Source organism: Paenirhizobium selenitireducens ATCC BAA-1503 (genome assembly GCF_000518785.1).
Taxonomy (GTDB): Bacteria; Pseudomonadota; Alphaproteobacteria; order Rhizobiales; family Rhizobiaceae; genus Allorhizobium; species Allorhizobium selenitireducens.
Map to the genome: position 1 here is coordinate 144,954 of NZ_JAEG01000010.1, position 20,170 is coordinate 165,123.

The following is a 20,170-nucleotide window of genomic DNA, read 5'->3' on the forward strand; positions in this document are numbered from 1 at the left end:
AATGCGCAGAAGAATTTGCATCGCTCACTCGCTCCGCATGGCGCGGGCGGCGTGGTCGGCGATCGGCTTCAACAGCCAGGACACGACGCTGCGCTCGCCGGTAAGCACGTAGGCTTCGGCAGGCATGCCCGGCTGCAATTTGAGACCACCGAGGACCTGCGGCCGGTCAAGCGCGATTCCTGCACGGTAAAAGGGCATGCCGCTACGCTCGTCGGCCTCCAGATCGGCCGACACACGCACCACAAGGCCGGAAAATTCCGGCGTGGTGTTGCGGTTGAAAGCGCTGAACCGGATCGTGGCGGGCTGGCCGATGGAAAGCTGGTCGATGTCGTCCGGCAGAACTCTGGCCTCGATGATCAGCTCAGCATCGCGCGGGACGATTTCCATCAGCGTTTCGGCGGGCAAGATGACGCCGCCGGTGGTGTGGATGGCGAGCTTGTGGACGAGGCCGGAAACGGGCGCACGCAGATCGATCCGCTGCAGCGCGTCCCCCAAGCCGACCTCCTGGCTCCGCAGCTCGCCTTGCCGGGCCTCCAGATCGCGAAGTTCGGTCGAGACTTCCGAGCGCAAAGCACTATCGATCTGGATTTTCTGCACTCCGATTTCCTCGATGCGCCCGCGGGTCGAGGCTACTTGTGCCTTGAGCTGGCCGAACTCGCCGTTCAGCCGCACGGCCTCGCGGCGCAGCATGTTGACCTGGGCGAGCGTCGTCAGATTCTGGGCAAACAGCTTCTCCTGGGCCGCCTGCTCGATGGCAATCAGGGCGATCTCGTCCTGCTTGGTCTGCATCTGAATGACCAGGCCCGAGACCTGTTCCAGCAATTGGCTTGCCTGTCCGTCCGGCCGCTCCTTCTGACCTAAGCGTTCCAGACGCCGGTCTGCGAACAACCGCCGTTCGGCAACCATAATCGCCTCTCGCGCCGGCAGGGCAAGACGGTCGACCAGCGCCTGGGGAACCGCAACCTCGGCGCTGCCGTCAAGCTCGGCGCTCAGGCGTGCCCGACGGGCATGGAGTTGATCGAGCGTGTCGCTGGCCGAGGTAAGATTGGCCTTGGTCACGGTGTTGTCGAGACGAACGAGCACCTGGCCCGCTTCCACCGCCTGCCCCTCCAGGACGCGCAGTTCGGCGACCACGCTCCCCGTTGGGTGCTGCACCGCCTTGACGTTGCCTTCCACCATCAGAATACCGGACGCGATAACGGCACCGGAAAGGCTGCTGGTCATGGCCCAGGTGCCGGCGGCGCCAAGAAAGAGGGCCGTCGCCAGCCCTGAGGCCAGCAGGTGACGGTTCACGGAGGTATGCAGGCGCTTGCGGATTGGGGGCGACATTATGGCTGGCCTTCGTTTTCGACAACGGTCAGCGCCGGAGCCGATGCAGCAGCCATTCTCCGGCGCGCGTTTTGCTGTTGGTTCATGTGTTTCAACACCTCATCACGGGGGCCGAACGCTTTTTTTGATCCTCCCTCCATCACGAGCAGCAGATCGATCACCGACACCACGCTGTTGCGATGGGCGACCACGAGGACGATGCCGCCACGGTCGCGAACCGAACGGATGGCGGTCACCAAGGCGATGTCGCCATCGGCATCGAGATTGGAATTGGGCTCATCCAGCACGACCAGAAAGGGATCGCCATAGAGCGCACGGGCGAGCGCCACCCTTTGACGCTGGCCCGCCGACAGAGCACCACCATTGCCGACCATGCGGGTATCGTAACCGTCGGCCAGAGCGACAATCATGTCGTGGGCGCCTGCCGCCTTGGCGGCTGCGACGATCGCCGCATGGTCGGCATTCGGTTCGAGACGGGCAATGTTCTCGCTGATCGTGCCTGCGAAAAAGTCGGAGACCTGCGGCATATAGCCGACGTTCCGGCTACGGGCTTCGGCCGGCCATTGGTCGAGGCTAGCGCCATCCAGGCAAACCTTACCTCTCTGAGCCGACCAGGCCCCGGTGATTGCCCTCACCAACGACGATTTGCCTGAGGCGCTTGGACCAATGATTCCCAGCACACTGCCGGCCTCCACCCGGAAACTGACATTCTGCACGGTCAGGCGCTGCTCAGCCGGCGGCGCAACATACAGGGCCTCGACGCTGAGCGAGCGGGACGGCTTCGGCAAAGCCGTCCGGGAGAACGCCTCCGGGAATAGAGCGAAGGATCGGTTCAGCCGTTTCCAGGATTGTTGCGCACTCAACAGCGAGCGCCAGTTGGCAACGAGCTGTTCCACCGGAGCGAGCGCCTTGGCGACGAAAATCGAGCCGGCGATGATCGCGCCGCCGCTCAGCTCGCCTTCGATCACCAGATAGGCGCCGAGGCCAAGCGATGCCGACTGGACGATGTTGCGAAGGGTCTTGGAAAGCCCGGCATAGAAGCTGGAGACGTCGCCGGCGCGGCGCTGCCCCTCGGAGACCCCCTCGGAGGCCGCATTCCAGAGCAAAGCCGCGCGCGGCGCCATGACGAGAGCCGCGAGGATCTCCGCATTGCGGCTGGCATCCTCACCGATCGCGTTGCGGTTGGACAGCGCCGTTGAAAACTCCGCCGTCAGCTTTCGCGTCCGCCAGCTTGCCGCGAGGTTCAGCACCATCAGCAAGACCAGGGCTGCGGTTGCCAGAAGGCCGATAGCGCTGTCGAGGAAGAAGCAGGCGGCAAGGTAGATCGGCAGCCAGGGGAGATCGAAGAAGGTGCTAGGTCCCGGTCCGGACAGAAAGGCGCGGATCTGGTCCATGTCCTGCGCGGGCTTCAACACGTCGCCATTGGATTTCAGCTTTAGTGGCGTGCCGGAAATGACCCGGAAGACTCGCTCGGAAAGGGAACTGCCGACGATGCCAGCAAGACGGGCGAAGATGCGCGACCGGATGGTATCGAGCACGCCCATGAAGGCGTAGAGCAGGATCGCCAGCAGCCCCAGAACCACCAGTGTCGGCACGCTTTTCGACGGAATGACCCTATCGTAAACCTGGAGCATGAAGAACGGGCCGGTGAGACCGAGAATGTTGACGATCAGGCTTAGGAACGCAGTACCGAAAAGCGCGCGACGCATAGGATCTCCGTCGAAAGGAGCGGCCGCAAAGACCGAAAGTCGCATCTAATGCGCAAACACTTCTGGATTGCACCCCTACATATCGGTAGTTATTCGCCGCATCGCATCTATATTTTTCGAGACAACAAGTGAAAGACGCTATTTAAGTTAGTACTTAATATTATAATCAGGCAATTATAAATTACATCAGAATATAACAAATATCATTTGTATGTATATTAACGGACAGGTTTTCATTGGAACCAGGCGGCGTAACTGTGCCTGTTGATTGTCGGGTGAGATTGATCCAGTTTTTCATTTTGCCCTGACCCGGCTCAACTCGAAAAATTTGTTTACATGCAGCTAGTTACGTCGGTATAGATGGGACGGCGCAAAGTGGAAAAATGGGTCAAATCCTGCTGAAATTCAACAAGCAATACGCTGCACAACAATCACGGCGACATGGCCGTCAGGCATGGACGGCAGCGATGAGGCGGCGGCAGGCATCTGCCAGGTTAGGCTCCTGAAGCAGCGCGCCGCCGATCCGCTCCCACACAAGAAGAGCCGTCGCAGCGTCCGCACCCCGCAAAAGGCGGGAGCTCCTCGGAGCATTGTGGCAAATCCGACAGTCGTCTTTGTTTGACAAGGGCGTTTTCGCGACCGCGACCGCTTCCGCTCTCGTCATAGGTCCGACTGGCGTTGCCGCGGTCTCCCGCCGTTTCGTTCGCAGGATTGTGGCAGCGGATGAGACGATCCGTCAGATCGTCTCATCCGGGAAGTCACAGGCTGACGATCGCGTCGATCTCAACGAGTGCGCCCTTGGGCAGGGCGGCGGCCTCGAAAGTGGTGCGTGCCGGGGCAACATTCGGAAAAAACTCGGCATAGGCGGCATTGACGGCGGCAAAGCTGCCGAGATCTTTCAGGAGGACAGTTGTCTTGACCACCTTGGAAAGATCGGCGCCGGCGGCCTTGGCAATGGCCTCGATGTTGCGCAGCGACTGCCGGCACTGGTCGACCGGATCGTCGGAGATGAACGCGCCCGTGATGGGATCGATCGGAAGCTGGCCGGAAATGAACAGGAGGCCGTTGGCGATGATGGCCTGCGAGTAAGGGCCGATCGCGGCGGGGGCTTCGGTTGTGGTGAGGGGCTGCATGTCTTGTCCTTTCATGTATCGGTCGGAATGGGTGTGCGTTCCGCCGGTCAGAGACCGGGGCAGTCGGATGGCAAAGCGAAGTCGCCGTGGTCGAGGAACCGGTCAAGCATCCGCCGGTAGGGGGCGATGTCGATCCTGTTTTCCTTCAGCCAGTCTGCATTGTAGAAGGTATCGGCATAGCGCTGGCCGCTGTCGCAGATCAGTGTAACGATCGAACCCGAGCGGCCCAGGCGCATCATGGTTGCCGCGATCCAGCACAGGCCGAAGAAGTTGGTGCCGGTGGAGCCGCCGATCTGGCGGAACAGGCGTTCGGACAGCACATGCGCCGCCGCGATCGAGGCGGCATCCGGCACGCGGATCATGTGATCGATGACGCCCGGCACGAAGGACGGTTCGACGCGCGGCCGGCCGATGCCCTCGATCCGCGATCCGCAAGCGGTGATCTGCATGTCGCCGGTGCGCCAGGCATCGTAGAACGCCGAGTTCTCCACATCGACGACGCAAAGCCGAGTCTCGAGGTTCTTGTAGCGGATGAAGCGGCCGAGCGTGGCGGATGTGCCGCCCGTGCCCGCGCTCATCACCAGCCATTCGGGGACGGGAAACTCCTCGCCTTCCATCTGGCGGAAGATGCTGTCGGCCACATTGTTGTTGCCGCGCCAGTCGGTTGCCCGTTCGGCATTGGTGAACTGATCGAGATAATAGCCGCCCGTCTGCTCGGCGATGCGTATCGCCTCGTCATAGACGTCGCCGGCCCGTTCCACGAAGTGGCACATGCCGCCGAAACTCTGGATCGCCTCGATCTTCTGCCGGCTGGTGGAATGCGGCATGACGGCGATGAAGCGAAGACCGAGCAGCTTGGCGAAATAGGCCTCGCTGACCGCCGTCGAACCGGAGGATGCCTCGACCAGTGTCGTCGTCTGGCGGATCTTGCCGTTGCAGATGCCATAAAGGAAGAGCGAGCGGGCCAGCCGGTGCTTGAGGCTGCCGGTCGGGTGGGTGCTCTCGTCCTTGAGATAGATGGAAATGCCCTTCAAGCCGGGGAAAAGCGGCTTCAGCAGGTGTGTGTCGGCTGAACGCCGCCCGTCGCCCTGAAGCAGGGCAATGGCCGACCGAGACCAAGCCCTTTCGGCGCAATCGGGCAATAGGGCAAGCGGCGGGCAGGTGGTAGCCTGGTCCGTTGAACGGGATTCTTGCATGTTTCCTTCTCCGGCCTTGCGATGACGGCCTTCGTTTCTGGACCTCGGCGCCTTATAGCGGCAGTCGCTGGCGAACGAGTTCGCACCAGTACGAGCAGCCCCAGGCGATGGCTTCGTCGTTGAAGTCATAGGCGGGATGGTGGAGGTTGGCGCTCGCGCCATTGCCGATATTGATCATCGCGCCGGGGACTTCGTTCAGCATGAAGGCGAAGTCCTCGCCGCCGAGCGTCGGCGGCATGTCGCGGCCAACGCGGCCGACGCCGGCAACCGCCTCGGCGGCGAGGGCCGCGAATTGAGTTTCCTGCACATGGTTCACGGTTACGGGGTAGTGGCGCGAGTAATCGAGCCTGCCCTTGGCGCCGAAGGCAGCGGCAATGCCGGCGACCGCCTGCTGAAGCCGCGCCTCGACGTGATCGCGCACACTGTCTCTGAGCGTGCGAACCGTGCCGGTCAGCCGCAGGGTCTGCGGGATGACGTTGAAGGCATCGCCGCCGTGGATGGTCGTGACCGAAATGACGCCGGAATCCATGGGGTCTATGGTCCGCGCAGTGATGGTCTGGATCGCCTGGATGAGCGCTGCGGCCACCGGCACCGGGTCCACCGTCTGGTGCGGGGAGGCGGCATGGCCGCCGACGCCCTCGATTTCGATGTCGATCATGTCGACCGACCCCATGATCGGGCCGTCGGCAATGACGAACTCGCCGACCGGCAGGTTCGGGCGGTTGTGCATTCCGTAGACCTCGTGCATGGGCCAGCGTCTGAAAAGGCCGTCCTCGATCATCGCGCGGGCACCCGCACCCCCTTCTTCCGCCGGCTGGAAGATCAGAATGACGGTGCCGTCGAAAGCACGGCTCTGGGCAAGGCCGATAGCGGCGCCGAGCAGCATGGCAGTGTGGCCGTCGTGACCGCAGGCATGCATCTTGCCTGGTGTGTTCGAGGCCCAGGGCTTGCCCGTCGCCTCCAGAATGGGCAGGGCGTCCATGTCCGAGCGCAGGCCGATCGCCCGGCCGGACGTATTGGACGTGCCTCGAATGACGGCGACGACGCCGGTCCTGCCGATGCCCTCGACGACCTCGTCGCAGCCGGCGGCGCGCAGCGCCTTTGCAACCTCCGCGGCGGTGCGCGGCAGATCGTAAAGCAGTTCGGGGTTGCTGTGGAGGTCGCGGCGGAAGGCGACCAGATGGTCCAGATGTTCGGAGACCCAATTATCGACGGCCATTTCGAATTCCTTGTTACTGGGTGTCGCTGGCGCCGGATTCCGGCTCCATGCGGTAGCGGAAGTCACAGTGGCTGGCCCCGCCCATGATGGTCTGGGTGCGGGTCATCTTCATGTCGGGGTTATACCCGATGCAGAAGTCGCCATCGCGATTGCACGACAGGAGATGGCCGATCCGACCAAGACCCATCTCACGGTACATTTCCGCGTAGCGACAGCGCAGCACGTTGAATTCGAGCTTTTCGGCGGAGGCCTCGATGGTTTCGATCCGCAGGGCATCGTCCTTGGTCCACAAGGGCAGGATGTCGGCGAAGTCGTTGAAGTCGGGCTTGTGGCCAAGCGCCTCGGCAAAGCCCCGGCCCTGATCGATGGCGGAGCGGCTGACGGCCGTCCCGATCACGGCGTCAGCCTCTTGCCTGCCGGATCGCGCCTCGATGACGTCGTGCACGTGCTTGAGGATCTGCGCCTCGATCCGGCGGCGCTCGAGAATGGGCATGTCTTTCATGGTGCTTCCCTTCCGTTCAGGGTTTCGGTTCCATTCTGTCCTGACGGCGAAGCCAGGCCAGATAGGTGGGCGCTATGCGGCGGGCGATGCGGTGGAAGGGCAGGGGGGCGGGTTCCGATACCGGCAGGGCGAGCGTCGAAATCGCCGCACCCGATACGGCACGCGCCATTTCGCGGCCCAGCGAAACGGCCAGCGCAACCCCGCGACCATTGCAGCCGATCCACGCCCAGCCATCCGGGCCGAGATTGTGGACGCGCGGGAAACGGTCCCAGGTCATGCCGATATAGCCGCTCCACACATGCGTCATTTCCGGCGTGCCGAGCGCCGGGAAGGCTTCGGCCAGATTGGCGGCGGCCTTCTGCGCCACGCGGCGGCTGACATCGTGCGAGCCGAGCACGACGCCGCCGGTAATCAGCCGGTTGCGCGCATCGTAGCGGAAGAAGCGAAGATCGCCGCGCGTGTCGGACACCGCCTGCCGGCCGGGCAGGATGGTGGCGCGCAGATTGTCGGATACCGGCGGCGTCGACATTTGCCAGGAAAGCACCGGCACGATGCTGCGGGCAAGCCGGCTGGCAAGCGACGGCACGATCTCGCCGGTATAGGCATTGGTGCACAGCAGGAAGTTCCTGGCGGTCACGGAGCCTGTGGCCGTTGTCACGACCCAGCCATTGCCGCTGCGCTGCCAGCCGGTTGCCGGGCTTGCCTCGAAAATCGTCGCGCCATGCTTTTCCGCTGCCTTGGCAAAGCCGCGGGCAAGGGCCAGCGGATTGACGTGGCCGCCGGTGGGGTTGAGCATGCCGCCATACCAGAAATCCGAGCCCAGGACCGCCTGCGTCTCGTCGCGTTCGAGGAGGCGGGCGGGAAAGCCGAATCTGTTCCAGGCATCGACGCGCCGTTTCGACAGCCGGACGCGGCCCGGCGAATGGGCGGGTTGGAACCAGCCCGTCTGCTCGGCTTCGGCCTGCATGTCTTCCTCGCGCACCAGATCGAACAGCACGCTGGCGCTGTTGCCGATCAGGCGGGCGAAGCGCTCGCCGGCTTCGCCGTAGCGCTTGGCGATGACGTCCGGTTCGGCGGCGGTCATGGTGGGGATGACCTGGCCGTTGTTTCGGCCGGAGGCACCCCAGCCAACGGCCATGGCTTCCAGCAGCGCCACTTTTTGTCCTGAGCGGGTAAGGTGAAGGGCGGCCGACAGGCCGGTCAGGCCACCGCCGACGATGACGGTATCGGCGGTCACCGCGCCTTTCAACGGTGGCGACTGTGGGCGGGGGGGCGCCGTTTCGGCCCAGATAGATCTCGGAAAAACTGCCGGCGTGATTGTCTCGGTCATTCAATCGGGTCCTTGGTCTGTCAGGCGACGCTCAGAACGGGCGGTTCCCAGTCCCGTCCGGGAATGGAATCGAGCAGCGAGCGCGTGTAGGGATGTTGGGGATCGGCGAAGACGCGCGAGGTCGGACCGGCTTCGACGATCTCGCCCTTCGACATGACGATCACCTTGTCGCAAAGCTGGGCGGCGACCCGCAGGTCGTGCGTCACGAACAGAAGCGACAGGTGCAGCCGGTCGCGCAGCTCCGCCAGGAGCTTCAGCACCTGCGCCTGGACCGACACATCGAGCGCCGAGACCGGCTCGTCGGCAACGATCACGCGCGGCTCCATCGCGAGCGCCCGGGCGATACCGATGCGCTGGCGCTGGCCGCCCGAAAACTCGTGCGGATAACGGTTCGCCGCCGCGGCTGGCAGTTCCACCAGCGACAAAAGCTCGCGCGCCCGGGCATAGGCGGTTTCGCGTGGCACGCCCTGGACGATCGGCCCTTGGGCTATCAATTCCAGCACCCGGCGGCGCGGATTGAGCGAGGCCATCGGGTCCTGGAACACCATCTGGATATCCTTGCGCAGCGCCCGCAACTCGGCCTTCGAGGCCGAAATGATGTCGCGGCCATCAATGCGGACCTCCCCAGAATCGGCCTCCAGAAGCCGGGTGACGATGCGCGACACCGTGGTCTTGCCCGAGCCGCTCTCGCCGACGACGCCGAGCGTCTCGCCGCGGCGAAGCTCGAATGTCAGATCCTTGACTGCAATAACTGGATCGCGCTTGCCGGAAAGGAACCCGCCGCGCGCGGCGAAGGTCTTGCGCAAGCTGCGGGCCTCGAGAACGATGGGTTCCTTGGAGGTCGGCTTTTCCGGCGGCGGTGTCAGGGCCGGCACGGCCGCAATGAGCTTGCGGGTATAGGGATGCTGCGGATTGTTGAGGATCTGGGCGGCAGGACCCTGCTCCACGAGTTCGCCGAGGCTGAGCACGGCGATGCGGTCGGCAATTTCGGCGACGACGCCGAAATCGTGGGTAATGAACAGGATCCCGGTGCCGTGCAGTTGCTGCAGTTCCTTGATGAGCTTCAGGATCTGCTTTTGCGTCGTCACGTCGAGCGCCGTGGTCGGCTCGTCGGCAATGATGAGGCGGGGTTTGAGCACGAGCGCCATGGCGATCATCACGCGCTGACGCTGGCCGCCCGAAATCTGGTGCGGATAGGCGTTGTAGGCCGATTCAGGATCCGGAATGTGGACATCGGTCAGGATCTTGATCACGCGGGCCTTGCGTTCGGCCCTGTTCAGCTTCGTGTGAAGCCTGAGCACTTCATCGATCTGCCAGCCCACGGTCTTCTGCGGGTTGAGTGCGGTCATCGGCTCCTGGAAGATCATCGCGATCCGGTCGCCGCGTACGCCGCGCATCTGCCGTTCAGACAGGGACAGGAGATCCGTGCCGTCGAGGCGTATGGATCCCTTGGAGACGTGCACATGCGGTTCGGGCAGAAGGCGCATGGCGGCGCTGGCGGCCAGTGACTTGCCGGAGCCGCTCTCGCCCACCAGGCAGACGATTTCGCCTTCGCCGACGGTCAGGTTGAAATCCCACAGCGCGTGGGGACGATCGCCGCCAGCCGGCAGGCTGATTTGAAGATCGCGAATGTCGAGTATGGTTTTGCGTTCGCTGGTCATTTCTTCTGCCTTGGATTGAGCGCGTCATTGAGGCCTTCGCCCATCAGACTGAAGGAAAGAACGGTGAGAAGGATGGCCATGCCCGGAATGACGGAGCAGAACCAGGCGGTGCGCAGGACGGCGCGACCCTGGCCGATCATATTGCCCCAGCTTGCATAGTTGGGATCGCCAAGCCCGAGAAAGGCGAGCGCGCTCTCCATGAGGATCGCGGTGGCCATGACGACGGAAGCAAAGACGATGACCGGCGGCAGGGCGTTGGGCAAAATCTCGCGGAAGATGATCGAGACATCGCTGACGCCGAGGTTTCTCGCCGCGTCCACGAATTCCCGCCTGCGCAGCGACATGAACTCGGCACGCACCATACGGGCAGGGGCGGTCCACGAAACGACGCCGATGGCGATGACGATATTTTCGATGCTGGAGCCAAAAATGGCGACGAGCGTCAGAAGCAGCACGAAGCTTGGGATGGTCTGAAAGGCTTCGGTGAGGCGCATCAACGCACCATCCGCCCGGCCACCGAAATAGCCGGCGACCGCACCGATGACGATGCCTATGGCGATCGAGATTATGGTGGCGACCACGCCGATCACAAGCGAGATGCGGGCGCCGTGGAAGATGCCCGACAGGATGTCACGGCCAAGCTGGTCCGTGCCCCATGGATTCTCCGCGACGATAAGCGGTGCGGTCAGCGGCGTGCCGGCAAGACGCAGCGGATCGCCGGGGGTGACGAAATCGGCCAGCGCCGCCATCAGCACGACGATGATGAAGAGGGCAAGGCCGAGGACGGCGGCGCGGTTGCGGCGGAAACGGCGCCACAAGACGAGGCTGCGCGGCGGCGCGGGCGGGGTAAGGCTGGTATCGGTGATATTCATTTCAGTTCGATCCTAGGGTCGAGCCAAGCGTAGACGAGGTCGGTCAAGACGTTGACGATGACGACGATGACCGAGCTTAAGGCGACGATGCCCATGAGCACGTTAAGGTCGCGCTTGATGACTGACGTGTAGGCAAGCTGTCCGAGACCCGGCAGGGAAAAGATCGTCTCGATGACGACCGAGCCGCCGAGAACGGTGGAGAATTGCAGGCCGAGCAGCGTGACCACCGGCAGCAATGCGTTGCGCATCACATGGTGGACCATCAGCCGAAAGTTTCCCGCCCCCTTGGCGCGCGCCGTGCGCACGAAGTCGAGATCCATGACTTCCAGGACGCTGGTCCGCATCAGGCGCATGTAGAAAGCCAGATAGATCAGCGACAACGCGGCGGTCGGCATGACCAGATGGCGCGCCACGTCGATGACATCGGCCCAACCGGTCTTGAAAGCGCCGATGGTGCGGATGCCGCCGACCGGCAACCAGCCGAGCTTGACCGAGAAGACGAGGATCATCAGCAGGCTGAGGAAGAAGGACGGCATGGCGTAGAAGACGAGGCCGAGCGTCGAAATCACGTTGTCGGTCACCGAATAGGCCCGGCGGGCGGCAAAGGCGCCGAGCGTGATGCCGAAGGTGAAGGCGACCGCCAGGGAGGACACCATCAGCAGCATGGTGTTGCCGAGGCGGGCCATGAGCACGGTCAGCACCGGCTGTTCATAGACGTAGGACCAGCCGAAATCCAGTTGCGCGAGCTTCACGAGATAGCGCCAAAGCTGGACGAAGACGGGTTCATCAAGGCCATATTCCATGCGCAGCCGGGCCACGAAGGCAGGGTCGGCGCCGCCCATGTCGCCCACCAGCGCGTCGACGGTGTCGCCGGGCGCCATCTTGATCAGTAGGAAGCTGCCGACCATGATCAGGAGCAGGATGGGAATTGCCTGGAGGATGCGGCGAAGCGCATAGGTCAAGAGAGGGGGGATGTGAATGCTCATGTCACCATGCTTCCGTTGGGGGAGGGCCGGGGCGTGGGAAACGCCCCGGCCGGACGCCTCACTCTTCAAGCCACAGGTCGTACCAGCTGGAACTGTCCCAGCGCGGCGTGTTGTGGTGGTTCTTGAGCTTCTTGCTGGTAATGCCGAGGAATGGATGCTCGATGGCGAAGATGACGGGGAGGTCCGTCATTTCCAGCTTCTGAACCTGGTGATAGAGGTCGGCGCGCTTGGCCGGCTCGAGTTCGCCCGCCGCCGCATCGATCAACTCGTCCATCGTGGCCGACTGGTAACCGAACTGGTTGGACCATGCGGTGCCGGCCGGAGCGCCCGAGCGCAGCCAGACGGTGGTGGAGACCGCCGGGTCGGCGCGGAACTGGTGCCAGCCGTTTGCCGTGTCGAAGTCATGGTCACGGTAGACACCGTTCAGGAAACCCGGTGCATCGTTGGTGACGATCTCGACCCTGATGCCGATCTCCTTCATGGCCTGGGCGAAGTACTCGGCCCAGAGTTGCGTGTACTCGCCCCAGGGCGCCGGACGATGCTTCAGCTTGAAGCGGATACCGTCGGCGTCGGTCTTGTAGCCGGCTTCGTCAAGCAGCGCCTTGGCCTTTTCGACATCATAGGCGTAGGTCTCTACGTCATCGGTATAGTTGAGGCCCCCGGCGCTCGGGATCGGTCCACGCCCCGGCTTGCCATAGCCGCGCATGATTGTCTTCAGGGCGAAGTCGATGTTGAGGCCATGATAGATAGCCTGGCGGACCCGCAGGTCGGCGAGGATGGGGTTGCGCAGGTTGAACTCGACCGTCGAATGGGCGACGTTGTTCTCGAAGCCCTTTGGCCCCATGTCGAAGCGCTCGTCCTTGCCAAGACGTTCCATGTCTTCCATGGAGATGCCGTTGAAGCCGGATTCGTGGATCTCGCCGGCCTCGATCGCGGCGGCGGCGGCGGCCTTGTCTGGAATGAAGCGCCAGATCACGCGATCCAGATAGGGATACTGCTTGCCGCGCCAATAGTCTTCGTTCCGCACGCCAATGATGTACTGGCCGCGTTCATATTCGACGAACTTGAAGGGACCGGTGCCGATGGGCTTCTGGTTGTGGGGGTTCTTCAGGATGTCCGTGCCCTCGTAGAGGTGCTTTGGCACGGGGTGGCCGAGGTCCGGCATGGCTGCGACGAGCAGTTCGAGCGGCATCGGCTTGGAGTAACGGAACACGGCCGTGTAGGGATCGGTACAATCGACGGCTTCGAGATTGGCCTGGAGCGTCGTGGAATAATTCAGAAGTTTCTTCCACAGGTTCAGGGCCGTGAACGAGACGTCGGCGCAGGAGAACGGCTGGCCGTCGTGCCATCTGACGCCTTCGCGCAGTTTGAAGGTGATGGCCTTGCCGTCATCCGACGAGGACCAGCTTGTTGCCAGAACGCCGACATAACCGTCATAGGTCTTGTCGATCAGCGGCTCCATGAACTTGCCGGTGATCTGGTACACGCCCGTCGATGCGCGAAGCGCCGGGTTGAGCACGCCCTGCTCGGAAACCATGTGGATGATGGCGGTGCCACCACGCTGGGGCTCTTCCGCGTGCGCCACCGTTGCGGCGATGATCGCAGACAAAGCTCCGCCCAGCAGCGAAAGCTGCTTTTTCGAGACAATCATTTCTTACCCCTCTGGTTAGGAAATCCGCACTCGATCTTTTGCCGGGTTGCGAACGAGGCAAATTGTTCGCCGAGACAGACTTTCATGTCAATACCATTCTAAAAAAAGCAAGATTTCTGCACATCGCATCTCCACTTGACCGGGGGACGTAGATAGATATGTTCATATATGGCGCCATTTGTAGATGATTTAACTAGGCGCGGACTTCAGAGGGATTGACGTGAAACTTGATCATCCGCAACAACTCCACCCCGTCGCCGGCGTTGACCATATTGTGCTCCTCGTCGGCGATCTCGATGCCGCTGTGCAGCGTTTTGAGGCCCTCGGCTTCGCCCTTTCTCCCCGTGGAACCCACAGCCCACAAATGGGAAGCGCCAATCACACGATTGTTTTCCCCGATGACTACTTCGAGTTGTTGGCGATCATCGCGGAGACCCCGCGCAACGCCGCCAAACGCGCGACGCTGGCCGCGCGGGGCGACAGCATGACGGCAATTGCCTGCCGAATTGGCGATGCGCATGCCGCGCGGAGCGCGTTGGCGGAACTGGGGATCGCGACAAGCGAGGTAATGGATTTCGCCCGTCCCCTACCTCTGCCGGACGGCAGCACGGGTACCGCCGCTTTCGCCGTCACCGCCTTTGCCGCGCACGAAGCCCCCGCCGGCGAAATTTTCATGTGCGGGCACAAGACCCGCGACATGGTCTGGCGCCCCGAGCTGATGGAGCACCCGAACGGCGCGCGCGCCCTCGCCGGGATCGTCGTTGCCACAGCGACACCCATGGATACGGCGAGAGCTTATGCCAGGCTGTTTGCCGAAGGGCGCCTTGTGGAAACCGGCGCGCGCGTTCGTGTTGCAACCGGTGATAGGTCCGCCGCGATCATCTGCATGATGCCGGATGCGGCCCTCGCCCGCTATGCCCCGCTCGGGCGGGACGCCATCCTTCGCGGCGATTTTGCCGCCCTTCAGATCGAGGTCGCCGACCTTGCCGCGGCCCGCTCGTGCCTTAAGGCGGAAGGAGTCGCCTTTCATGAGGGTATCGAAGGCCGCAGCTTTTTCGTTTCGCCCGCCGATGCCGGAGGTAACGTTATGGAGTTCATTGAAGAATGACGACGAGCTTTGACCTGATCGACCGCAAGATTCTTGACCTTCTGCAGCGCCGGGACCGCCCGGTCAGCGAAATCGCCGACGAGGTAGGCCTATCCCAGACCCCCTGTTGGCGGCGTATCCGCCGCATGGAGGAGGCTGGCGTCATTCGCAAAAGGGTGACGCTTGTCGACCCCAAGAAGGCGGGCGTTCCGATGATCGTGTTTATCGCGATCACCGCGCCGCGTCACGAAATGGCCTGGCTGGTGCGCTTTCGCGAACTCATCGAGAACATACCGCAGATTGTGGAAGCCTACCGCCTGACGGGGACCGTGGACTACATCCTTAAGGTCATGGTGCCGGACGTTGAGGCCTTCGATCAGGTCTACAAGAGCATGATCGAGCAGCTCGAATTCTCGCAGATAAATTCCTCCATCTCCATGGAAGAGCTGAAGTTCACGACGGCGGTTCCGACCAACTACCTGTAGGCCGATGAACGTCCCAGGTCGGATCGGAAGTCATCGACGGTGACGAGACGTGAGAGCGCATGGCGACAAGGTTCGACGAAATGCAGGAAATGGTCCAGGCAATGCTGGCCTATGCCCGTGGCGTCTCGCATGACCATTGCGTTTCATCGTCACCGCCGGTCAGGTCGGAGATATCACGCAAGCTCCGGCACTGCTGGAGAAGCAGACCGGCAATGTCGTGCCGGCGGATAAAGCCTATGATAGCAATGTTTTGCGGGAAGTGATTGCCGGCATGGAAGCCGAAGTCGTCGTTCCGTCAAACCGCTCGCGCAAGATTATCATTCCGCATGATGAAGCCGCCTACAAACATCGCAATCGCATTGAGCGCTGCTTCAACCGGATGAAGCATTTTCGCCGCTTCGCAACACGCTACGACCGCAGAACCGTTCACTTCGAGGGTTTCGTCTATCTCACCGCCGCAATGATTTGGCTTCGCTGAATGTCGATCCGTCCTATGACCATGGACGATGGCATTGAGACGGTGGTGAGATCAAGTTCTCAACAGCAGTTCAACCTCGCTCCTCGATCTTGACGATGCGGCCGTCTTCCAGTGTCAGGATGCGGTCAGCGCGGTCGAGGATGCGGTTATCATGGGTGACGAGCACTGTCGTGGTACCCCGCGCTTCGCCCATGCGTTTCAACAGATCCACGACCTCGGCCGCGCTGTCCTTGTCCAGCGCGGCGGTGGGCTCGTCTGCCAGCACAAGCGCAGGGCTGGAGACAAGGGCCCGAGCCACAGCCACGCGCTGTTTCTGCCCACCTGACATGTTGGCAGGCAGGTAGGCCTTGCGGTCCGTCAGGCCGACAAGGCCAAGTGCATGATCGGCTGCACGTTGCGCCAGGTCATCCGGCACGGCACCATGCACCTGCACTCCCATCATCACATTCTGCGCCGCAGTCAGGCTTTCATGCAGGTTATGGGCCTGGAATATGAAACCCAGACGTCGGCGCAGCGCGACAAGCTGTGTCTGGGGTGCGCCGTTCAGTTCGTGGTCCAGAAGCCGCACCGACCCATCCTGTACCGCGCGAAGGCAGCCAATCAGCGTGAGTACCGTGGTCTTGCCGGACCCAGAGGGGCCCATCAACACGGTGAAGCTGCCACGTTTCAACGTCAGGTTCACGTCGAACAGCGCCTGTTTGCGAACCTCGCCGCTGCCAAACCAGTGGTTCAACCCTCGTACTTCAACGATTGTCTCGCTATCCATGGCAGCCTCCTAGAATAGATCGGCAGGGTCGGCAGCGGCAAGCCGACGGGTGGCGATGGCGCCGGAGAGGGCCGAAAACACGATGGTGCCGAGGAAAACCGTCGCAGCCATCGAAGGTGTCATGCCCAATGGCAGGGTGGTTATCTTGCCCATGATCGTCAAAATGGTCGTCCCGACAATCAGACCGGGAATAAAGCCCATGATCCCCAAGACCAGCGCCTCTTCGAATACGATGCCGAGGAAGAACCGCGGTCCGTAACCCATGGCCTTGAAGGTTGCGTATTCGCGCAGGTGGTCGGCCACGTCGGTGGACAGCACCTGATAGACGATCACGATCCCGACGAGGACGCCTATCAGCACGCCGAAGCCAAAGATGATACCCGTGGGCCGCTTGGTCTGCTGGTAGCGCAGGTCCTCTTGAGCTGCTTGTTCATAGCTGCGGATGCGAAGGGATGGGTCTGAGATCAGGGATTTCAGGCGCGTGATCACGGTGTCTGTCTGGGCGCCGGGGCGCAGGGTCAAAAGGATGTGGTCGGGCGCCGTAGAACTGCGTGTCGGGAACAGCGACAGGAAGGTCTGATCCGAAACCAGCATGTAGCCATCTCCACCGAACCCCCCTCCGCCGGCGAAAGTGGCATAAGCGGTGACGGTACGGCCCTGCGTTTCAAAGGAGAGCGGCGATTGCGGACGGATCGCGGAAGCTTCGTCCTTGGTCAGTCCACGGGCCAGCCGGTCGAGTATTGCCGCATCCTGCACCTGCAGGAGGTTCAAATCACTTGCGATATCGGCGGCCAGGAACTCCGTCTTGACCGGGTCCACGCCAAAGGTCGTCAGACTGATGTCCTTCTCGCCCCGGTCCCAGGGAACGTTGGCGATCAAGAGACCCATGCCTGCGGAGACATCCGGATCACCCATTGCCTGCAGCAGCCATTGCCTTGCCACGTTGCCGCCATCGGTCAGGGTACTCGCGTCGCTGGCCGAGATCATGATATCTGCCTGGAAGAAGGCATAGGGTCGCAATGTTGCAGCACCCATCGAATTCATGATCCCAAGCTGGACGAACACCAGCACATTGGCAAAGGCCACCCCGGCAAGTGCCGCCGCAAAGCGGGTCCGGTTATGGGTCAATTGCAGCCAGCCGATCGGCAGTCGCCCAAACAGGCGTTGCAGCAGGTAGCTCATGGATTGACCCGTGCAGTGGTGTCAATGCGGGCGATGACCTCAAGATTCGTGAAGCGTGCGGCAAGTTCCGAGGAAGCAGCATCCAGCACCACCAGGACCTGGATCACGCGCGCATCCTTGTTTTCCGCGGCGTCGTCCGAAATCAGTCCCTGCCGTCCCACGGTCAGCCCGATACTGTCCACCCGGCCCTGAAGCGTGACACCCAGTGCCGGCGTGGCCAATTCCACCGGCTGGCCAACCAGGACAGTGCTGATGCGGTCCTGCCAGATCTCCACCTCGGCCATCATCTGGTCGGTGTCGCCCATGTCCATGATCCCGTCTGTGGGAGGTCGCTGTCCGGGCGTAACGCGGATGTCGAGGATCGTGCCGGTGATCGGCGCCACGACCTCAGCCCGTGCAAGATCGAGCCGCGCACGGGCCAGGTCGGATCGGGCGGCATCCACATTGCGGCTGGCCACGATCACGTCGGGCTGCTCGTCCAGCGTCACCGCCGAATACCGCTTCAACGTTGCCTCAGCGCGTATAACGGAGAGCTTCGCGCCCTCCGCCGCCGAGCGGGCGGCATCGAGCGTGGCCTGCGTGCCCACATCGTGCGAAACCAGCTCTGCCGTTCGCGCCAGCGTCGTCGCGGCTTCTGCCGCAGTGGCCACGGCCTGATCAAGCGTAGCTTGTGCTTCGTTGCGGCTTGCTTCTATCGCGGCACGGGTCTGAATGAGGTTTGCTTCGCGAACGGCAAGGTTTGCCTCGGCCGTCAGAACTGCGCCTGCCAGAGCGGAGTGATTGTCGAGCCGCGCCAGCACGGTGCCCTTCTCCACACGATCACCCACGGATACGAGAATTTCGGCAACCCGCGCATCCCCGGCGCCGTAGGGCGCCGCTACAACCGAGACATCGCCACGCGGCATCACGCGCGCCAACCCCACCACATCGGTGGGCAGCAGGGTTTCCGCCATCTTCGGCGGCAGCTCTATCTCGGGCGGCAGAGCAATGGGTGCATCCGAGCCGCCACCGGGTGTAAGGCCCGTCAGTGCGTAGAACTTCTGCAACCCCGTCGGCTGAAAATACAATCCCAGCACCGCGCCCGAGAACATGAACACCGGGACCAGCAGGACCAACAGATACCGCTTGCGAAACCAGCGGCGCCGACGAGCAGCTGTCGGCTCAGACAGTTTCAGATCAATCGGAAGGCTTTGCTCTTCGGGCGCTGACATGGCGGTCTTCTCTTTCTGTCGATCTTGGAAATTTGGATTGATGCTCAACCCGATTGAATCCGCTGCGTCGAGACGTTTCCAGCATGATGACCCGTGACTGTTCTTGTCCAGCACATTCGCCGGGCTCCCCCGCCAGCGACCTTTAACGGTCGAGCCCCACTCAGTAGCCGCAGCTACTTTGCGCGGCGGAGCATCCGCACCATGACGTTGTTCTTCAGCACGATCCGGTGGAACGGAATGGCCAGCACATGCAGCGCGATCAGCGCCAGAAGGATAACCTTGAAGACGTTGTGGACCTGGGCGGCAACGGTCAGATCGGCGAACCACGCCAATGCGCCCGAGACGGACATGATCGCCACCACCGCATAGAAGGCCCAGTGGGCGGCATGGCTCAGCACCTTGAGCGGCGCAGGTTCATTTTCGGGCGGTGGTGGCGCGCCATGTCTCAGACGCAGAGCCAGACGCCACAGGATGAAGACGAGGATCAGCCCGCCGCCCGCGACATGGGCCAGGATCAGCGGGTCGAAGGCATAGTCCGTGCCCTGCCGGATCGCATCCCAGGCAGAGGTGATGGAGTCCTTGAAGATATATTGGCCGGCGACCAGAAGGGCGACGATCCAGTGGAGCGCGATCTGCGCTCCGGAATAACCTGTGGGATGTGTCATGGCTCTGTCCCTTTGAATGACTGGGCGGGCACCTTTCGGCACCTGCCATCTCTTGCCGGATTACGGATTGGTCGGGGTTCCGGCGTTGATGTCTGTCAGGCGACCCATCCTGGCCATCATCTTCACGGGAAAGGTGATTTCCTCGGCGCTGATTTCCTTGTTGCCATCATCATCGAGCATGGCGAAGGGTCGCGCGGCCATGCCTTTGGTCACCTCGGAAAAGAGCGCGGCAAATTCCGCCTCGGACAGGGCGCCGCTCTTGTCGGCATCATGGGTGGTGAGCAAGGCGGACACACCGGTCTCTGCCTCGGCAGCCGTGACCTTGCCGTCCTTGTCGGCATCGAAAGACTGGAAGACGGGGTTTTCGGCCAAGCCGTTCATGCCTATTGGCCCATGGCCGCCGCGCTGGGCCAGCCGGCCGGGGCCCCATCCCGCGCCGTCGGCGCCCTGCATCATCATGCCGGGCGCATGGCCTCCCATCATGGCCCAATGGCCGCCACCCGCGATGGCCGGAATGGTCGCGCCACCGATGACTACGACGGCGGCGATGGCGCCAAGAGTAAGGATCGTCTTGCGTTTCATGGTCTCACCTCTTCGGGTCTGTGTTTCGAATGAGACCAGGATGGAGGGGCTTTGTCGCAGAAGGATGCCGGGACGGAGCCTGAATTGTATCCGTCTGTCGCAAGGGCATGGATTGCGACAGATCGA

19 protein-coding genes are annotated in these 20,170 nt (G+C 62.5%); 3 read left to right on the forward strand and 16 right to left on the reverse strand.

Annotated features, from left to right (window positions below):
- Positions 1-24: 24 nt before the first annotated feature.
- From L867_RS0115525 to L867_RS0115580, 11 genes are all read right to left on the reverse strand, one after another.
- Entirely contained in the window at positions 25-1,329 is a 1,305-nt protein-coding gene (locus L867_RS0115525) for an HlyD family type I secretion periplasmic adaptor subunit (RefSeq protein WP_028737731.1), read from the reverse strand.
- Positions 1,329-3,038: a type I secretion system permease/ATPase gene (locus tag L867_RS25480; protein WP_084638581.1), complete on the reverse strand. Its 1,710-nt coding sequence runs from the start codon at positions 3,036-3,038 to the stop codon at positions 1,329-1,331. Before L867_RS25480 ends, L867_RS0115525 begins: the two co-directional genes overlap by 1 nt.
- Positions 3,039-3,796: 758 nt before the next feature.
- Entirely contained in the window at positions 3,797-4,171 is a 375-nt protein-coding gene (locus tag L867_RS0115540; RefSeq protein ID WP_028737733.1) for a Rid family detoxifying hydrolase, read from the reverse strand.
- A gap of 47 nt (positions 4,172-4,218) precedes the next feature.
- Positions 4,219-5,367 carry a PLP-dependent cysteine synthase family protein gene (locus L867_RS0115545; RefSeq protein WP_084638582.1) on the reverse strand — a complete coding sequence of 383 codons (1,149 nt, stop codon included), beginning with the start codon at positions 5,365-5,367 and terminating at the stop codon, positions 4,219-4,221.
- A 52-nt stretch (positions 5,368-5,419) separates the two neighbouring features.
- Positions 5,420-6,586 (reverse strand): M20 aminoacylase family protein, encoded by a 1,167-nt coding sequence (locus L867_RS0115550; protein ID WP_028737735.1) that lies wholly within the window; start codon positions 6,584-6,586, stop codon positions 5,420-5,422.
- Between the two features lie 13 nt (positions 6,587-6,599).
- Entirely contained in the window at positions 6,600-7,088 is a 489-nt protein-coding gene (locus L867_RS0115555; RefSeq protein ID WP_028737736.1) for an L-2-amino-thiazoline-4-carboxylic acid hydrolase, read from the reverse strand.
- A gap of 16 nt (positions 7,089-7,104) precedes the next feature.
- Positions 7,105-8,418 (reverse strand): FAD-dependent oxidoreductase, encoded by a 1,314-nt coding sequence (locus tag L867_RS0115560; RefSeq protein WP_028737737.1) that lies wholly within the window; start codon positions 8,416-8,418, stop codon positions 7,105-7,107.
- A gap of 20 nt (positions 8,419-8,438) precedes the next feature.
- Positions 8,439-10,079 (reverse strand): ABC transporter ATP-binding protein, encoded by a 1,641-nt coding sequence (locus tag L867_RS0115565; protein WP_028737738.1) that lies wholly within the window; start codon positions 10,077-10,079, stop codon positions 8,439-8,441.
- A complete protein-coding gene (locus L867_RS0115570; RefSeq protein WP_028737739.1) occupies positions 10,076-10,951 on the reverse strand; it encodes an ABC transporter permease in 876 nt (291 codons plus the stop codon). The genes L867_RS0115565 and L867_RS0115570 overlap by 4 nt, the downstream gene beginning before the upstream one ends.
- Entirely contained in the window at positions 10,948-11,931 is a 984-nt protein-coding gene (locus L867_RS0115575) for an ABC transporter permease (protein ID WP_028737740.1), read from the reverse strand. Before L867_RS0115575 ends, L867_RS0115570 begins: the two co-directional genes overlap by 4 nt.
- 64 nt (positions 11,932-11,995) lie before the next feature.
- The gene (locus L867_RS0115580; RefSeq protein ID WP_028737741.1) at positions 11,996-13,588 is read right to left on the reverse strand and encodes an ABC transporter substrate-binding protein; all 1,593 of its coding nucleotides are present in this window, start codon (positions 13,586-13,588) and stop codon (positions 11,996-11,998) included.
- A gap of 220 nt (positions 13,589-13,808) precedes the next feature.
- Here L867_RS0115580 and L867_RS0115585 point away from each other — a divergent pair, with 220 nt between their 5' ends.
- The 3 genes from L867_RS0115585 (at position 13,809) to L867_RS0115595 (ending at position 15,638) form a co-directional block, all read left to right on the forward strand.
- Complete coding sequence (locus tag L867_RS0115585; protein ID WP_028737742.1) at positions 13,809-14,696, forward strand: VOC family protein; 888 nt, start codon at positions 13,809-13,811, stop codon at positions 14,694-14,696.
- On the forward strand, positions 14,693-15,160 hold the full coding sequence (locus tag L867_RS0115590) for an Lrp/AsnC family transcriptional regulator (RefSeq protein ID WP_037173566.1): 468 nt from the start codon (positions 14,693-14,695) through the stop codon (positions 15,158-15,160). The genes L867_RS0115585 and L867_RS0115590 overlap by 4 nt, the downstream gene beginning before the upstream one ends.
- 136 nt (positions 15,161-15,296) lie before the next feature.
- Positions 15,297-15,638 carry an IS5/IS1182 family transposase gene (locus tag L867_RS0115595; protein WP_028737744.1) on the forward strand — a complete coding sequence of 114 codons (342 nt, stop codon included), beginning with the start codon at positions 15,297-15,299 and terminating at the stop codon, positions 15,636-15,638.
- A gap of 70 nt (positions 15,639-15,708) precedes the next feature.
- On the opposite strand, the gene L867_RS0115600 is transcribed toward L867_RS0115595, so the two are convergent.
- Genes L867_RS0115600 through L867_RS25490 form a run of 5 tightly spaced genes read right to left on the reverse strand, consistent with a single transcriptional unit; the run spans position 15,709 to position 20,044 of the window.
- Entirely contained in the window at positions 15,709-16,404 is a 696-nt protein-coding gene (locus tag L867_RS0115600; RefSeq protein ID WP_028737745.1) for an ATP-binding cassette domain-containing protein, read from the reverse strand.
- A 9-nt stretch (positions 16,405-16,413) separates the two neighbouring features.
- Complete coding sequence (locus L867_RS0115605; RefSeq protein ID WP_028737746.1) at positions 16,414-17,586, reverse strand: FtsX-like permease family protein; 1,173 nt, start codon at positions 17,584-17,586, stop codon at positions 16,414-16,416.
- Positions 17,583-18,911 carry an HlyD family efflux transporter periplasmic adaptor subunit gene (locus tag L867_RS25485; RefSeq protein ID WP_146086541.1) on the reverse strand — a complete coding sequence of 443 codons (1,329 nt, stop codon included), beginning with the start codon at positions 18,909-18,911 and terminating at the stop codon, positions 17,583-17,585. Before L867_RS25485 ends, L867_RS0115605 begins: the two co-directional genes overlap by 4 nt.
- A 59-nt stretch (positions 18,912-18,970) precedes the next feature.
- Complete coding sequence (locus tag L867_RS0115615; protein WP_028737747.1) at positions 18,971-19,462, reverse strand: cytochrome b; 492 nt, start codon at positions 19,460-19,462, stop codon at positions 18,971-18,973.
- Between the two features lie 60 nt (positions 19,463-19,522).
- On the reverse strand, positions 19,523-20,044 hold the full coding sequence (locus L867_RS25490; protein WP_051439025.1) for an EF-hand domain-containing protein: 522 nt from the start codon (positions 20,042-20,044) through the stop codon (positions 19,523-19,525).
- Between the last annotated feature and the right edge of the window lie 126 nt (positions 20,045-20,170).

Coding starts and splice junctions, on each gene's coding strand:
- L867_RS0115525 (WP_028737731.1), bottom strand. CDS start 1,329: ATGTCGCCCCCAATCCGCAAGCGCCTGCATACCTCCGTGAACCGTCAC.
- L867_RS25480 (WP_084638581.1), bottom strand. CDS start 3,038: ATGCGTCGCGCGCTTTTCGGTACTGCGTTCCTAAGCCTGATCGTCAAC.
- L867_RS0115540 (WP_028737733.1), bottom strand. CDS start 4,171: ATGCAGCCCCTCACCACAACCGAAGCCCCCGCCGCGATCGGCCCTTAC.
- L867_RS0115545 (WP_084638582.1), bottom strand. CDS start 5,367: ATGCAAGAATCCCGTTCAACGGACCAGGCTACCACCTGCCCGCCGCTT.
- L867_RS0115550 (WP_028737735.1), bottom strand. CDS start 6,586: ATGGCCGTCGATAATTGGGTCTCCGAACATCTGGACCATCTGGTCGCC.
- L867_RS0115555 (WP_028737736.1), bottom strand. CDS start 7,088: ATGAAAGACATGCCCATTCTCGAGCGCCGCCGGATCGAGGCGCAGATC.
- L867_RS0115560 (WP_028737737.1), bottom strand. CDS start 8,418: ATGACCGAGACAATCACGCCGGCAGTTTTTCCGAGATCTATCTGGGCC.
- L867_RS0115565 (WP_028737738.1), bottom strand. CDS start 10,079: ATGACCAGCGAACGCAAAACCATACTCGACATTCGCGATCTTCAAATC.
- L867_RS0115570 (WP_028737739.1), bottom strand. CDS start 10,951: ATGAATATCACCGATACCAGCCTTACCCCGCCCGCGCCGCCGCGCAGC.
- L867_RS0115580 (WP_028737741.1), bottom strand. CDS start 13,588: ATGATTGTCTCGAAAAAGCAGCTTTCGCTGCTGGGCGGAGCTTTGTCT.
- L867_RS0115590 (WP_037173566.1), top strand. CDS start 14,693: ATGACGACGAGCTTTGACCTGATCGACCGCAAGATTCTTGACCTTCTG.
- L867_RS0115600 (WP_028737745.1), bottom strand. CDS start 16,404: ATGGATAGCGAGACAATCGTTGAAGTACGAGGGTTGAACCACTGGTTT.
- L867_RS0115605 (WP_028737746.1), bottom strand. CDS start 17,586: ATGAGCTACCTGCTGCAACGCCTGTTTGGGCGACTGCCGATCGGCTGG.
- L867_RS0115615 (WP_028737747.1), bottom strand. CDS start 19,462: ATGACACATCCCACAGGTTATTCCGGAGCGCAGATCGCGCTCCACTGG.
- L867_RS25490 (WP_051439025.1), bottom strand. CDS start 20,044: ATGAAACGCAAGACGATCCTTACTCTTGGCGCCATCGCCGCCGTCGTA.